We start from the raw sequence: 15,314 nt of genomic DNA, 5'->3' as shown, positions 1-15,314 counted from the left end.
TTAATGGTGAAGATTTTAGCCAACGACGGAATTGCTCAAGAAGGGATTGACTTACTAGAGAAAGAAGGTTTCGAAGTTAAAAATACACGTGTTGCCGAGGAACAATTGGCGAACTATATCAACAAAAATAAAATTGAAGGATTATTGGTGCGTAGCGCAACCAAAGTCGACAAAAAACTTATTGATGGGTGCCCTACCCTAAAGTTGATAGGTCGTGGCGGTGTAGGTCTGGACAATATTGATGTAAAATATGCCGAATCTAAAGGAATTCAGGTTTTCAATACTCCGGAAGCATCCTCGGAATCCGTAGCAGAACTGGTTTTTGCCCACTTGCTCAATGGGGTTCGTTTTTTGCACGATTCCAATCGTAACATGCCTTTGGATGGCGATAGTCAATTTAAACAACTTAAAAAAAGTTATGCAGCCGGTGTTGAACTCCGCGGTAAAACTTTAGGGATTGTTGGGTTTGGCAGAATTGGTCAGGCTACTGCAAGAATGGCGCTTGCTCTGGGCATGGAGGTTCTATTTACGGACCACTTGACCAAAGAAGCAACCCTGTCTCTTTCATTTTTTGATGGGCAGTCCGTTGACTTTACCTTAAAGAGTAGCGAACTAAAGGAAGTTTTGGCTAACTCCGATTTTGTGAGCTTACACGTTCCGTCACAAGATACGTATTTGATCGGGGAAAAGGAACTTGGGCTAATGAAACCTGGTTCGGGAATCATCAATACCTCCCGCGGGGGCGTTTTGGATGAAGTTGCCTTGGTTGAGGCCTTAGATTCCGGACACTTGGCTTTCGCGGGACTCGATGTTTACGAATCCGAGCCCAATCCAGAAATAAAAATACTGATGAACCCCAAAATTTCCCTGAGTCCACATATTGGTGGTTCTACCCTAGAAGCACAGGAACGCATAGGCATTGAATTGGCGGATAAGGTTATTAAATTGCTAAAAAAGTAGGTTTTTCAAGGGTGAATACCACATTCAATACCTTGTTTTTCGTACATTGTCATTCTAAACCTTAACACTAACACAATGTCAGGATTATTGGATTTGATTAACAGCCCAGTGGGCAAGCAGTTGGTCAGCGGAGTTGCTGGACAAACCGGACAGCCCGAAAATAAAACAGCAGAAGTTTTGAGTATGGCCATGCCCCTATTAATGGGCGCCATGAAAAGGAATGCTTCCACTCCGGGTGGAGCGCAAGGATTGATGGATGCACTTTCCTCAAAACATGATGGTGGAATTTTAGATGACCTCGGTGGCCTTTTTGGTGGCGGTGTGGACCAAAATGTGATGAACGACGGTGCTGGAATATTGGGCCATGTATTAGGTTCCAAACAATCACAAGTAGAAAACGCGCTTAGTGCGAAATCAGGTATTGATACCGGTTCCATTGCACAAATCCTAAAAATTGCAGCTCCTATTCTATTAGGGTATTTGGGGAGACAAACAAGACAACAGAATGTAAGCAGTCCTGAGGGACTAACAGGCTTGTTGGGAGGTTTAATGGGAGGAACCAAAACTGCCAACAAACAACAATCCTTAATCGAGACCTTTCTGGATAGCGATGGTGACGGTAGCGTTATCGATGATTTGGCCGGAATGGTTTTAAATGGAGGTAATCAGAAAAAGAGCGGTCTCGGCGGAGTACTGGGCGGACTTTTTGGAAAGTAGCATACTCCACTTAACAATAATTAACGAAGCCGCTTGAATTTCCAAGCGGCTTTTTTTGTACATTAATGTTATGAAAAAAAAAGCTATACCCTTTATTTTATTTGGTTTGATGCTTGGCATTGCCCTTAACTCTTGTACCTCACAAAAATCAACATTAGACTTATCAAGTGAAGAAAAGGCCCTGTTTGATTCCAATGATGAAGAACCTGTTGAAATTGCAAACGACGAAACCGAGTATGAAATCATAATCATAGAACCTGGTTTTAACACATGGCTCAATTCCATAGCCCGTCCAGAAGGCTATTATTCACAATCCTTTTTGGAAAACAGAAACGCCGTAATGGTAATCAATTGGAACCAACGGGTACTCAACCCTATGCGATGGAACCCCAATCTATACGAAATGCAAATTAACTATGACCCAAGCATAGATTACGGTTACGAAGTGAATTACAAACTCTACAATTATTTCATTTATTTCCAAAGGAAGTACAATCAAAGGTTAGGGCCTTTCATTCCAAGGATTTAAAGTATTATTTTTGCATTGATTATAGCTTTAGCCTTCAATGCAAAAAATAAAACAACGTTGGGAAATCCAGAAGAACTGGCAAATCCTTTTTCCCATTCTGGGTACAATTCTCAACCTACTCGCCGCTTATCTTGTTTCTAGGAGTTTATTACATGCTTTTGGCCTTAATAATACAGTGTTCGAATGGCCTTTTGCCATTGGTGTTATGCTTATTATTCATGTAATGTTGATCAAGTTCTTTCTTTGGTGCTTCAAAAAGTTGGAAAACAAATGGAAAGTGGACTATAAGTGGGAAATGATAGCCATTTTTATTGTTTTTGCCATTACAGGAAGTTTATCTGGAAAACTGGCCGCCCCTTTGGTCCATTGGATTGGTTTTGATAACGAAAACATACATGGGGCCATCTATTGGACTCTTCGCATTCTTTTGATATTTCCTATTTACCAAGTTCTTTTGGTTGGGATTGGCTGGTTGTTCGGACAGTATCAATTTTTCTGGAATTTTGAGAAAAAAATGCTAAAACGGATGGGATTGGGTTTTCTCCTTTCATAGTTTATGTTTTTTTTAACATAAAAACAAATATGGGCTTGGTTACTTTGCGAACGTATGATTACCAACCTCCACAAACGCATACTCATATTAAGTTCCCTACTGATGGTGGTAGCAATTCTAGCTCCCTCCGTTATAAAGTTAGGGCATACGTTGTACGAGCACAATCAAGAAAAACATTGTGTGGCGTTTGGAACAAACCATATACACGATGGCAATCTGGACTGTGATTTCAATGATTTCACCCTCGCCAACAAAGTACTGTTCAACATTACCTTCACATATACACCGGTCGACATACCAGAAATAAAGTATGAGACCATAAATTATTCTTTTTTTTACGAGCCACGAGAAGCGTCTTTTCAGGCTTTAAGGGCTCCCCCATCAGTTTCATAGTAAGATTTTTCTAGATTCGTCAACTTTTTATCTTTTACAATGAAACAATTTTGTACCACAATGCTATTGGCATTGTTCCCCCTTTTAACATATACCCAAAACTCATTATCAGGAAACGTGGCCGACGCCGAAACAGGCGCACCATTGGAACAAGTTTCCGTTTATATTCCTCAATTGGAAAACGGAACGGTAACCGATGAAAACGGAGACTTCCTATTAAAGAACTTACCGGAAGGAAATTACAAACTAGTGATTTCCTATATTGGGTTTGAAACGTATTCAACTTCCATTGAAATAAATACAGGAAGTAATCAATTAGACTACCAAATGACTCCATCCGCCATAGAAATGGATGAAGTGGTCCTATCCACTCCTTTCCATAAGCTCCAACGTGAAAATGTGATGAAGGTGGAGCAAAAATCCATGGAGGAACTCAAACAACAAGGAGGAATAACCTTATCTGAAGGAATTACCAATATACCTGGTGTATCTTCGGTCTCTACTGGGGTGGGCATCGGAAAGCCCGTAATTCGTGGTCTGAGCTTTAACCGTGTACTTGTTTATACTCAAGGCGTGAGGTTGGAGAACCAGCAATATGGTGGTGAGCACGGATTGGGAATAAATGATGCCGGAATCTCTAGTGTAGAGGTAATCAAAGGCCCAGCGTCCTTATTATATGGTTCGGATGCTTTGGGAGGTGTGCTTTACCTTAATCCCGAAAAATTCGAGACAGCTGGTGAGACTTCCGGTGATGTGAATATGAGATACTTCACGAATACCCTTGGTTACAATGCAAATGCAGGATTCAAAACTTCTGGGGAAAAACTTAAATTTTTGGTCAGGGGCGCTTATGCTTCAAATGCCGATTATGAAACAGGAGATGGAACCAGTGTGACCAACTCAAGGTTCAACGAAGCAGATTTAAAAACGGGTCTTGCTTATCAGGCTTCCAAATTTAAAACAGAGCTTAGATACAATTATAATGGTTCGGAACTGGGAATTCCAGAAGAGATCGGCGTACAAAACAATGATCGTGACCCATTGATGCCCTATCAAGAGCTAACGACCCACATTATTAGTTCCAAGAACAACTTCTTTTTCAAAAAATCGAGTCTTGAGGCCACATTTGGCTATACCGTGAACAATAGAAAGGAGTTCGAAGAGCACCACCATGAACATGAAGACGAGCACGAACATGAGGAGGGCGAGGAACACGCCGAAGAGGAAGAACACGAAGGCGAGGAACATGAGGAAGAAGGCCACGAGGGTGCAGCCCTTGATATGCGCTTGAGTACTTTTAACTATAACATACAATTTAACCCTCAATGGGGTAAAATGACCACAATCTTTGGGGTGCAGGGGATGCATCAGACCAATGAAAACTTTGGAGAAGAGGTTTTGGTGCCCAATGCTACTACAAACGATTTTGGGATTCTGGCAACCTCACATATCCATTTTGATAAAAGTGATTTTCAGATTGGATTACGTTATGACCTCAGGTCCATTAATGGTGAGGCCAGCGGTATTGAAGGAGACGAAGAATTCATCCCATCTTTGGACAAGAATTTCAACAGTTTTAATGCCGCCGTGGGCTATCGAATGGATTTGACCCAAAATATCCTTGGACGTTTAAATCTGGCTACTGGATTCAGGGCGCCCAACTTATCCGAATTGGCTTCCAATGGTTTGCACAGTGGTGCAAATAGGGTAGAAATCGGTAATCAAGATTTGGACAGCGAGCAAAATTTTCAAGTGGATTTGGCACTGGAGTATGGCAACAAACACCTTGAGGCCTACATCAATTCATTCTACAATATCGTGAACGATTATATTTATTTGGAGCCAACAGGTGAATTCCGTGAGGCAGACCCTGTGTATGACTTTCAACAGCAAAATGCCATTTTGTATGGTGGAGAGTTTGGGTTCCATTTGCACCCCCACCCTGTGGATTGGTTACATCTGGAAAGTAGTTACGATATAGTTTACGGACAGTTGGAGGACAAATCAAATCTTCCTTTGATTCCTGCCAACCGCTGGACCAATACGTTCCGGGTTGAGTGGAAAAAACGAAATCAAGATTATAAATGCTACGCTTTTGTGACCTTACAAACCAATTTTGACCAAAACAAAGTGGCAGATTTTGAAACGCCCACCGGCAGATACAATTTATTTAATATTGGTTTGGGTGGAGATATGAGAATTTTTGATCAAAAGGTGGGATATTCCATAACAGCGAACAACTTGTTTGATGAGAATTACATTTCTCACTTATCAAGATTAAAAGCAGATGGCATTGCCAACATTGGCAGAAATATATCTTTTAGCTTAAGCGTTCCGCTTTAAAAAAAATACTTTTTAAAGAATGAATTAAAGGTCGACCTGTTTGGGTTGGCCTTTTTTCTTGCTCAACACATAAGTGTAAATCCATGTCAATGTAAAGGTTGGAATCACATCCAGTCCAGGTACCAACTCCTCTACAAAAGTAACCACACCGGCCGCCTGACCTATTTTTCCTTTATACAAGCGGGTCATGAGCCAACCTGCCACTGGGGCCCAAATTACATCGGAAAACTCTCCTATGCCTGGTATAACAAAGGATAGCATACCAATGGCATCGAACAATAATCCTAGAAATAGGTTACGGTACTTTTTGTCTTTTTCTTCTGCCATGTGGGAAAAATAGCAATTCCCATCTAATTGGAAAAGTAGATTATGACAAATCGGCGCTGATCAGCTTTAAAAACTCGTTTCGGGTCTCTATTTTTTCGAACTGTCCCCGGAATCCAGAGGTGGTTGTGACCGAGTTCTGTTTTTGCACCCCGCGCATCATCATGCACATATGTGAAGCTTCAATAACTACGGCCACTCCCTTAGGTTTTAAGGTTTTATTGATGCATTCCAAAATATCGTGCGTCAACCGTTCCTGTACCTGTAGTCTTCTTGCAAAAACATCGACCACTCTAGGGATTTTGCTCAACCCAACAATGTGGCCATTGGGAATGTAGGCAACGTGTGCTTTGCCAAAAAACGGAAGCATATGGTGCTCGCAAAGGGAATACAATTCAATATCCTTAATGATCACCATATCATCATAATCTTCGGCAAACATGGCTCCCTTTAGTATTTCTTCTGCGTTTTGCTGATATCCCTGAGTAAGGAACAGCATTGCTTTTGCCGCCCTTTCAGGTGTTTTTATCAACCCTTCGCGAGTTGCATCTTCCCCAATATCGTCCACAATCTTGGAGAAATGATCTTTTACCTCATTGGTAATTTCAATATTGTACTCTTCGAGGTTCCTATATGGTGCCATTCTTTAGCTTTTTTGAAAAATAATTGTTTAGTTTTTTGATCTTGGGATCAATTATGATTTGACAATACGGTTGTTGTCTGTGATCGTTGTAGTAATTGTGATGCTCCTCTTCGGCCAGATAAAAGGGTTTCTCCTCCGAGACAGCGGTGACTATTGGCGAATCAAAGATATTTTCCTTTTCCAGTAATTTGATGAAATCCTCTGCCAATTGCTTTTGCTCACTGGAAGTATAAAAAATTTCGCTTCTATATTGCGTGCCCACATCATTGCCTTGTCGATTAAGGGTTGTTGGGTCGTGGGTGGCGAAAAAAACCTCCAATAATTCTGCATAGGATATTTTTGAAGAATCAAAAGTAATTTTCACCCCTTCGGCATGTCCGGTTCGCCCGGTACAGATTTCCCGATACGCCGGATTCTTAATGTTACCGCCAGTATATCCAGAAACTACTGCCTCTACCCCATCAAGCCGTTGAAAAACAGCTTCTGTGCACCAGAAACAGCCCCCGGCAAAAATCGCAGTATCTAATTGAGTATTTTTTTGTTTATCCATTTTAAATCAAAGTTAAACAATATTTGTTCTTACAACTGATTTCTAACAAATATTTATGTATCTATTGGTCGAAGGTATAACCATAAACTTAATCCCGTGTTTCAAATGAAAAAGACTTTTGCCCAAACAGTAAAGCCCCCAATTACGCTTAAAACTTTAAAAGTTATGGAAATCGACTTAAAACGATCATCTTTGCGATACAACGGTAATGATTATCTTCGACCAGCGAAGTTGTACTTATGATAAATGCCACAAATATTCAAAAAAGTTACGGAGATCTCAAAGTTCTGCAAGGCGTTGATCTCGAAATCAAGAAAGGTGAAGTTGTATCGATTGTCGGTGCTTCGGGAGCAGGAAAAACGACCCTACTGCAAATTTTGGGAACTTTGGATACCCCGACCAACAAGGGTGAAAGCACATTGTTGATCAATGATACGGACGTAAACCAACTCAACGACAAGAATTTGGCCAAATTCAGAAATGAACATATCGGTTTCATTTTTCAGTTCCACCAGTTATTGCCCGAGTTTACGGCACTGGAAAATGTATGCATACCAGCTTTCATCAAAAAAACACCCAAAGTTGAAGCTGAAAAACGAGCCAAAGAGTTGTTGGACTTTCTGGGATTGAAAGATCGCTATGACCATAAACCTAACGCACTTTCTGGCGGTGAACAGCAACGTGTGGCCGTGGCCCGTTCCTTAATGAACAATCCTTCCGTTGTTTTTGCTGATGAACCCAGTGGTAATTTGGACTCAGAAAGTGCTGAGAATCTTCACAAATTGTTTTTTAAATTACGTGATGAGTTTGGGCAGACCTTTGTTTTGGTGACCCACAACTTGGATTTGGCCGATATGGCGGACCGTAAACTCACCATGGTGGATGGTTTGATTGTTTCCAAGGATTGATATGACCAAAGCTGAGCTCAAAGAATTTCTGGATGCCAAGGTATTGGAATACAACCATCCCAAATTTTTAGAGGATGATCCTTTACAGATTCCACATATATTCAGTCGGAAGGAAGATATTGAGATCAGTGCATTTTTAACGGCTACCATTGCTTGGGGAAACCGAAAGAGTATCATCAAAAATGCAACTAGGTTAGTGGATCTGATGGGCCATGCTCCTTACGATTTTGTAATGAACCATTCCGGGGAAGATTTGCAGCGCCTCTCCCCTTTTGTTCACCGCACTTTTAACGGAATCGACCTTGTTTATTTTATTGCGAGTCTTCAAAACATTTATAAGAATCATGGTGGTCTGGAGACCATTTTCACACAACACCAGACCAAGGATTCCATGCAGCCCGCCATTTCCAAGTTCAAGGAAGTTTTTTTTGAGCTGCCACATCAGAGTCGAACGCAAAAGCATGTTTCGGACCCAAATAAAGGTTCTGCAGCCAAGCGTATCAATATGTTTTTGCGATGGATGGTCCGCGATAACAGCACGGGAGTGGACTTTGGTTTATGGAAAGGTATTGACCCGTCAAAACTCTCCTGTCCCTTAGATGTACATTCCGGCAATGTAGCACGTAAACTAAAATTGCTCAAACGTAAACAGAACGATGCCAAAGCATTACAGGAATTGGACAAAAATCTAAGAAAATTGGACCCCACCGACCCTGTAAAGTACGATTTTGCACTGTTTGGGTTGGGGGTTTTTGAGAGATTTTAATTGTTGTTTGACAATCAACTTGCTTTTAATTGTAAGAAAATATGTATTCTTGCTAGGCAATGATTATAAAATTTCAATGAAAAATTATACCATTTTATTTCTTGTATTCATCCTTAACCTATCATGTTCTGATAATAATACATTTAGTGAAGAGATTGAAAATGAAGAGGAATTGAGTCCCGAAGAACCTGAAGAAGAGGGAACTGTGTATTTGACTCAAATTACATCTAATATTACTTCATCGACAGATGATGCTTTTGATTTTACAGACTTCAGCAATTCTTTTTCTGTCAATGAGAATGGATTATTACAACTATGGGAAGTAGATTACATCAAGAAAGAAACCTCGATTGAAATCCAGATAGAGTCAGGAAATATTGTAAAATTAGCCACAGTCGAATTAGATAAGGAAAATGGAAGTTCCACTACCGAAGAAACTATAGTGAGTTATAATAATGATGGTCTAATTACGAAAATTGAATCTTTTTATGACGGAGATAAAGTTCAAGAATATAGCATTGTTCACAATTCATCAGAGATTGATTTTATTGATTTGATTGATGACAGGGATAGAAAAATAACACTCGACTCAAATAATAATCTAATCAGTTTTTATCAAGAAAGTATTGATTTCACTATTGTCTTCGAGTATTCAAAAGGTAATCTCACCAAAAAAACATTAAATGACACCAATATACTTACCTATCAATATGACGATAAAACCAATCCCTTTAACTCCGAGGTTTTCTTAAACCTTTCTACATTAACCAATTATCTAAATGTGATTGGTGGCTGGGAATTTTTATTCTATGATGAGAACAACATTTATAGTAATTCAAATAATATAGTCCAATTTATGGTGGAGAACAATGACTTTGGAGGTCTTCAAAATCACACTTTTATATATCAGTACAATGATGAAGGTTTTCCCGTAGAAAAAAGTAACGAGAGGAACTCAGTTACTGTAGATTACATTTACAATGTAAATTAGATGTTCGTAAAGTTGGGGTCACTTTGATTAGATGAATTGAACAATATGAAAAGAATTCCGATAATATTTATCTGTACGATTGGCATACTTTCCTGTCGCCAACAGCCAAAAAAGTCTGAAGATATAAACAAATCAAAAGAAGAACAGCTAATTGTTTCCAGAGACGCTTACAAAAATCAATTATATGGATTTTGGTTAGGCCAATGTATCGCGAATTGGACGGGATTGGTCACCGAAATGGATAAAATCGGAAATATTGGGGAAATACGGACCGGGGATTTTTATACGCGTGCCGATTGGGGACAACCGGACCAACCCAGCATTTGGGGCGAAGGTGTTCCTAGTGAACTTTCGGAAACTATTGATTTTGTTTTTCGGGATACTACAGAAGTCTGGGGTTCCGATGACGATACGGATATCGAATACCTATATCAACACCTCCTTTACGAGAATAAAACCAGTATGTTGACACCGGAACAAATCCGTGACGGGTGGTTAAAACATATCAAAGCTGAAGAAGAAAACTACCTATGGGTTTCCAACCAAAGAGCTTTTGATCTAATGAAAGAAGATGTGCTTCCTCCCGAAACGGGCAATCCTGAAAACAACGAGCATTATGAAATGATCGATGCCCAATTGACCACGGAGATTTTCGGACTTTTTGCCCCTGGGAGACCTGATGTAGCCTTAAAAATAGCAAACCTGCCCATTAGGACCACTGCTCGGAACGAATCAGAATACATCTCCAAATTTTATGTTTATATGCACGCTCTTGCCAGTTCTACGGACAACGAGAAGAGTGCAAAACAGCAATTAGAATGGATGGCCAATAAAGCAAGAACCATACTTCCGGATGATAGCTACCCGGCCAAAATGTTCGACTATACCAAAAAATTATATCAATCTGGAATTCCTTGGGAACAAACAAGAGATTCTATTTATATAAGATATCAGGTGAATCAAGAAGATGGTTACGATATCACTTCTAAAGATTTATACTGCAATGGTTGCTTTGCGGCCGGAATCAATTTCGCGGCAAGTCTGGTCAGTTTGTTTTATGGTGAGGGTGACCTCAAAGAAACCATCAAAATTGGAGCATTGACAGGTTGGGACTCGGACAATCCAACGGCAACATGGGGCGGATTACTCGGTTTTATGATGGGCAAGGACGGAATTGAAAAGGACTTTGGTAGACAATTTTCCAACCGGTATAACATCCATAGGACTAGACAAAACTTCCCCAACAATGGCATAGACACTTTTGAAAATATGGCAAAACAGGGCATTTCTATTATCGACCGTGTCGTGACCGAAGAGCTCAACGGGTCAATAGATCTGGAAAAAAATGTTTGGGTTATCCCCCAAACCCGTAACCAGGTTCAAAATCCAATGGAATAGTCTCTCCCCCATTGGCGATTGACTTGTAAATGGCCTCTACGATCATCATATCGCGTTTGCCCATTTCTCCGGGCGCCTTGTTGGGTTCATTGAACAACACATGACGCGCAAAATCGTCCATTTGTAATTTCTGCTGACTTTCATGTGGAAACTTAATTTCATCTCCATTAGAGGTCACACCATGCAATGGGCCATAATTGTTGGCAGGTTGCAATCGGAACCAGCCATTGGTTCCGGAACCGTACATCGCATTGGCGTTAAAGTTGTGCGAGGTGGTAATATTGCCCACGGCCCCGCTGGGAAATTTAAATTGGGCGGTAATGGTCTCGTCGGTATCTTTAAAATATTCAGGTCTCGTACTAAATTCCTGAGCCGCAACGGAAACCGGGTTTTCACCCGTACCATAAATGGTACTTTGGACCGCATAAACGCCCATGTTCATCAAAGCACCACCTCCAGACATTTCTTTGTTCAAGCGCCACTGGTCAGGATTACCTGTAGCACGATAGGATGCGTCTGCAGACACAAAAAGGATATCCCCAAAGGTTTTTTCCTTGACAAATTTCTTTACCTGTTGCGTGTAGGGCTCGGAATGCAAGCGATAGCCCATGCCTAATTTTACGCCCGCTTTTTTACAAGCTTCAATGATGGCATCACATTCTGCAACGCTGATTCCCATGGGTTTTTCACAAATTACATGCTTACTTGCTTGTGCAGCGCGGATACTGAATTCAGCATGCATACTGTTGGGCAGCACAACATAAACCACATCAATATCCTCGTTGTTCGCGATATCGTCAAAATTTTGATAATTATATATATTCTTTTCCGGGATTCCGTATTTATCCGCCCACTCTTTTTCCTTTTCAGGGGTTCCCGTAACAATTCCGGCCAAATAACAATGTTGGGTATCTTGCAGGGCAGGGGCCAATTGGTAGGTACTGTAACTACCAAGTCCCACTAAGGCGATGCCCAATTTTTTCTTGTCCTGATTGGCACCCAAGGCACATGCAAAAGGAGCTGTGGACAATAGTGCTGCACCACCAATTCCCTTTGCGGTAAGGCTGTTAAAACTTCTTCGTGTAATCATTTTCATAGCTTATGGATTTAGTAACGGAACTAAATTTAATAATTATAGCGTAAATACAGGTTTTACGATTGTTTTAACAAGGTAAGAACTTTCAAATTCCCTATTTTTATACACTTGACTAATTCAACCAAATAATAATGAAAAAACTCTTCCTTTTAGGTATGGCGTTCTGTACGTCATTGACCTTTGCCCAAGAACGAAAAATTCCGGTAGACACTACTGTTACAACGCAACATGCGGTGACTATTGGTGGAAATCGTATCAACTACACTGCCACTACAGGTACACAACCTGTTTGGGACGAGATGGGTGAGCCCATCGCTACCCTTCACTACACGTATTACACCAAGAACGATGTAAAAGATAGAGCCTCTAGGCCCCTTTTGATTTCATTTAACGGAGGTCCAGGTTCTGGTTCTGTATGGATGCACTTGGCCTACACAGGTCCGCGTATCCTTAAAATCGATGATGAAGGATACCCTGTTCAGCCTTATGGCGTTAAGGAGAACCCTTACTCTGTATTGGATGTGACCGATATTGTGTATGTTAACCCTGTAAACACGGGTTACTCACGCACTATTCCCGAAACAGGAAAAGAAGTAGACCGAAGCAAATTTTTCGGGATCAATGCAGATACCAAGTATTTGGCCGAATGGTTGAATACCTTCGTATCCCGAAACAATCGTTGGAACTCACCAAAATATATTGTAGGTGAAAGCTACGGAGGAACCCGCGTAATGGGACTTTCCTTGGCTTTACAAAATCAACAATGGATGTATTTGAACGGTGTGATCATGGTTTCACCTGCAGATTATAAGGTGTTCCGTGACAACGATCCTGTTTCAAGTGCACTCAATATGCCGTACTTTGCCGCAACTGCATGGCACCACAAAGCGTTGCCTTCGGATTTGCAAAGCAAAGACTTGTTGGATGTTTTGCCAGAGGTAGAGGAATTTACCATTAACGAACTGTTGCCTGCCATTGCAAAAGGTGGTTTTATCGCAGATTCGGAACGTAAATCAATTGCCAATAAAATGGCACGCTACTCAGGCTTGGATGTTCAGGATATTCTTGATCATAATCTAGATGTGCCCACCCAGTTTTTCTGGAAAGCTTTGCTAAGGGAAAAAGGCGGATACACTATCGGGCGTTTGGATAGCCGTTACTTGGGAATTGATAAGATGCTGGCCGGAACCCGACCAGATTATTCTCCAGAGCTGACCTCGTGGTTGCACAGCTTCACCCCTGCCATAAATTATTACTTGCAGGAAGAGCTCGATTTCAAAACCGACATCAAATACAACATGTTCGGACCTGTTCACCCTTGGAACAATGATGATGATAGTGTTCGTGATGACTTGCGCCAAGCAATGGCCCAGAACCCTTATTTGAACGTTTTGGTGCAATCTGGATATTATGATGGTGCGTGTACTTATTTTGCTGCCAAATACACCATGTCTCAAGTAGACCCTAGTGGTAAAATGAAAGATAGATTCGATTGGAAAGGTTATCGCTCTGGACACATGATGTACCTAAGAAACGAAGACCTAAAAACGGCCAACGACGATATCAGGGATTTTATCATGAGGACTCAGGCCAATGGAAAAAGTGCGAAATACTAATTCGCAGCACATAAAATAGTTAAAGCGGTATGGCTTAAAAGGTTGTACCGCTTTTTTTGTAACAAAAATCCAATCCTAAACACCTATAATACAAAACACTATAATTATGGGAGGTGAAGGAAGTATGATGCATGCTATCAAGAGTTTCAAGCTCAATAGAAGCATGCTTAAAAAAAGGAAAATTAAATCTAAGAGTGATATTTACGGCAAACCAAATGTCACAAAGTTATATTTTAAAAAATCCACTCCTCGTGATATCGCTCGCATTCGTAAAAAGATGTTCATACAGAAAGAAAGAGAAAAGAGGGTTATGCTTTATGCGATAATTGCTACTATTCTACTTTTTTTGAGTCTGTATTTACTATTTGTACTCTAATAATTTTTCTATTTTTATCAAAAACCGCACATAGTGAAAAAACAAACTGTACTTTGGTTCATGATATCGTTTCTAGGATTATCTGTCACGTCAAAAATCAATGCCCAAGATTGGCCTAATTTGGAAAAGTATAAAATGGCAAATGCAGAACTGGAAGCTCCCGCAGATGGTGAAAACCGTGTAGTATTCATGGGGAATTCCATAACCGAAATGTGGATAGGGACCCATCCCGAGTTTTTCTCCGAAAATCCTTATGTAAATCGTGGAATCGGCGGACAGACCACACCACAGATGTTGCTACGTTTTCGTCAGGATGTGATTGACCTAAACCCCAAAGTTGTTGTTATTTTGGCAGGAACTAATGATATAGCGGGAAATACAGGACCTATGACCTTGGAACAAATCCATGACAATATTTTATCCATGGTAGAATTAGCAAAAGCTAACGGAATAAAACCCATTGTTTGTTCGGTTCTACCCGCTTATGATTACCCGTGGCGTCCCGGATTGAACCCAAATATTAAAATCCCGAAGCTCAATACATTGCTAAAAGATATGGCCAAAGCTCAAGACGTCATCTATTTAGACTATTTCTCCAAAATGGTCGATGATAGAAACGGAATGCAGTCCAAATTAACCACGGATGAGGTGCATGTGACCAAGGCGGGATATGATGTTATGGAAAAAATGGTCACGGAAGCCATCCGCAAAGCCCTCGAAAACATGTGATATGAATGATATTGAATTCATCAAAGCCTTTGAATCTGGAGAATTTTCTCCAGCAGAATTCAATCACAGGGCCCATATTCGATTAGCCTGGGCCTATCTTGACAGATTCGATGAAGAAACCGCAATTTCCAAAACATGCAATGCCATCAAAAACTTTGATGGGCTGCATGGGGATGGCACCAAATACCATAAAACGTTGACGGTTGCCTCTGTAAAGGTTGTTCATCATTTTAGGCAAAAATCCAACGCGTCTACATTTGATGGATTTGTTACCGAACATCCTCGTTTAATTTCTTCTTTCAAAGATTTACTTTTGCAACATTATGGGGAAACTGTGTTCATTTCCCCAAAATCAAAGACTACGTACATAGAACCTGACTTGCTGCCGTTCACTTAAGTTTTGAATAGAATTTAGTTACCTT

The 15,314-nt window shown here is 40.6% G+C and carries 17 protein-coding genes; 13 read left to right on the top strand and 4 right to left on the bottom strand.

Annotated features, from left to right (window positions below):
* Nucleotides 1–6 precede the first annotated feature (6 nt).
* From GUA46_RS07330 to GUA46_RS07305, 6 genes are all read left to right on the top strand, one after another.
* Nucleotides 7–960: a D-2-hydroxyacid dehydrogenase gene (locus GUA46_RS07330; protein ID WP_176620717.1), complete on the top strand. Its 954-nt coding sequence runs from the start codon at nucleotides 7–9 to the stop codon at nucleotides 958–960.
* A 75-nt stretch (nucleotides 961–1,035) separates the two neighbouring features.
* The gene (locus GUA46_RS07325) at nucleotides 1,036–1,677 is read left to right on the top strand and encodes a DUF937 domain-containing protein (protein WP_108246117.1); all 642 of its coding nucleotides are present in this window, start codon (nucleotides 1,036–1,038) and stop codon (nucleotides 1,675–1,677) included.
* 70 nt (nucleotides 1,678–1,747) lie between these two features.
* The gene (locus GUA46_RS07320) at nucleotides 1,748–2,206 is read left to right on the top strand and encodes a DUF6146 family protein (protein WP_176619935.1); all 459 of its coding nucleotides are present in this window, start codon (nucleotides 1,748–1,750) and stop codon (nucleotides 2,204–2,206) included.
* Nucleotides 2,207–2,243: 37 nt separating this feature from the next.
* The gene (locus tag GUA46_RS07315) at nucleotides 2,244–2,759 is read left to right on the top strand and encodes a DUF6787 family protein (RefSeq protein ID WP_176619934.1); all 516 of its coding nucleotides are present in this window, start codon (nucleotides 2,244–2,246) and stop codon (nucleotides 2,757–2,759) included.
* Nucleotides 2,760–2,813: 54 nt separating this feature from the next.
* On the top strand, nucleotides 2,814–3,152 hold the full coding sequence (locus tag GUA46_RS07310) for a hypothetical protein (RefSeq protein WP_176619933.1): 339 nt from the start codon (nucleotides 2,814–2,816) through the stop codon (nucleotides 3,150–3,152).
* 39 nt (nucleotides 3,153–3,191) lie between these two features.
* The gene (locus GUA46_RS07305) at nucleotides 3,192–5,495 is read left to right on the top strand and encodes a TonB-dependent receptor (RefSeq protein WP_229418466.1); all 2,304 of its coding nucleotides are present in this window, start codon (nucleotides 3,192–3,194) and stop codon (nucleotides 5,493–5,495) included.
* A gap of 24 nt (nucleotides 5,496–5,519) precedes the next feature.
* On the opposite strand, the gene GUA46_RS07300 is transcribed toward GUA46_RS07305, so the two are convergent.
* Genes GUA46_RS07300 through msrA form a run of 3 tightly spaced genes read right to left on the bottom strand, consistent with a single transcriptional unit; the run spans nucleotide 5,520 to nucleotide 7,012 of the window.
* Nucleotides 5,520–5,822, bottom strand: a complete 303-nt coding sequence (locus GUA46_RS07300) for a hypothetical protein (RefSeq protein ID WP_108246120.1) — start codon at nucleotides 5,820–5,822, stop codon at nucleotides 5,520–5,522.
* 40 nt (nucleotides 5,823–5,862) lie between these two features.
* Nucleotides 5,863–6,462: a GTP cyclohydrolase I FolE gene (gene folE, locus GUA46_RS07295; RefSeq protein WP_176619932.1), complete on the bottom strand. Its 600-nt coding sequence runs from the start codon at nucleotides 6,460–6,462 to the stop codon at nucleotides 5,863–5,865.
* A complete protein-coding gene (gene msrA / locus GUA46_RS07290; protein ID WP_176619931.1) occupies nucleotides 6,449–7,012 on the bottom strand; it encodes a peptide-methionine (S)-S-oxide reductase MsrA in 564 nt (187 codons plus the stop codon). The genes folE and msrA overlap by 14 nt, the downstream gene beginning before the upstream one ends.
* A gap of 239 nt (nucleotides 7,013–7,251) precedes the next feature.
* Between msrA and GUA46_RS07285 the strand changes: the two genes are divergently transcribed.
* The 4 genes from GUA46_RS07285 (at nucleotide 7,252) to GUA46_RS07270 (ending at nucleotide 11,075) form a co-directional block, all read left to right on the top strand.
* Nucleotides 7,252–7,920 (top strand): ABC transporter ATP-binding protein, encoded by a 669-nt coding sequence (locus GUA46_RS07285; RefSeq protein WP_176619930.1) that lies wholly within the window; start codon nucleotides 7,252–7,254, stop codon nucleotides 7,918–7,920.
* A 1-nt stretch (nucleotide 7,921) separates the two neighbouring features.
* Nucleotides 7,922–8,686, top strand: coding sequence for a TIGR02757 family protein (locus GUA46_RS07280; RefSeq protein WP_176619929.1), 765 nt, complete (start codon nucleotides 7,922–7,924; stop codon nucleotides 8,684–8,686).
* 76 nt (nucleotides 8,687–8,762) lie between these two features.
* The gene (locus tag GUA46_RS07275; RefSeq protein ID WP_176619928.1) at nucleotides 8,763–9,677 is read left to right on the top strand and encodes a hypothetical protein; all 915 of its coding nucleotides are present in this window, start codon (nucleotides 8,763–8,765) and stop codon (nucleotides 9,675–9,677) included.
* A 45-nt stretch (nucleotides 9,678–9,722) separates the two neighbouring features.
* On the top strand, nucleotides 9,723–11,075 hold the full coding sequence (locus GUA46_RS07270; RefSeq protein ID WP_176619927.1) for an ADP-ribosylglycohydrolase family protein: 1,353 nt from the start codon (nucleotides 9,723–9,725) through the stop codon (nucleotides 11,073–11,075).
* Here the strand turns inward: GUA46_RS07270 and GUA46_RS07265 are convergent.
* The gene (locus GUA46_RS07265) at nucleotides 11,032–12,171 is read right to left on the bottom strand and encodes a Gfo/Idh/MocA family protein (protein WP_176619926.1); all 1,140 of its coding nucleotides are present in this window, start codon (nucleotides 12,169–12,171) and stop codon (nucleotides 11,032–11,034) included. The two genes, GUA46_RS07270 and GUA46_RS07265, sit on opposite strands and share 44 nt — an antisense overlap.
* Before the next feature lie 131 nt (nucleotides 12,172–12,302).
* Here GUA46_RS07265 and GUA46_RS07260 point away from each other — a divergent pair, with 131 nt between their 5' ends.
* From GUA46_RS07260 to GUA46_RS07250, 3 genes are all read left to right on the top strand, one after another.
* Nucleotides 12,303–13,787, top strand: a complete 1,485-nt coding sequence (locus tag GUA46_RS07260) for a S10 family peptidase (RefSeq protein ID WP_176619925.1) — start codon at nucleotides 12,303–12,305, stop codon at nucleotides 13,785–13,787.
* Nucleotides 13,788–14,196: 409 nt separating this feature from the next.
* Nucleotides 14,197–14,892 (top strand): SGNH/GDSL hydrolase family protein, encoded by a 696-nt coding sequence (locus tag GUA46_RS07255; RefSeq protein WP_313790861.1) that lies wholly within the window; start codon nucleotides 14,197–14,199, stop codon nucleotides 14,890–14,892.
* Nucleotide 14,893: 1 nt separating this feature from the next.
* Nucleotides 14,894–15,289 carry a hypothetical protein gene (locus GUA46_RS07250; protein WP_176619924.1) on the top strand — a complete coding sequence of 132 codons (396 nt, stop codon included), beginning with the start codon at nucleotides 14,894–14,896 and terminating at the stop codon, nucleotides 15,287–15,289.
* Nucleotides 15,290–15,314: the final 25 nt, after the last annotated feature.

This window comes from Flagellimonas chongwuensis (genome assembly GCF_013376415.1).
Classification (GTDB): domain Bacteria; phylum Bacteroidota; class Bacteroidia; order Flavobacteriales; family Flavobacteriaceae; genus Flagellimonas; species Flagellimonas chongwuensis.
The sequence above is the reverse complement of the archived record's forward strand: the minus strand, read 5'-3'. Positions and strand labels throughout refer to the sequence as shown.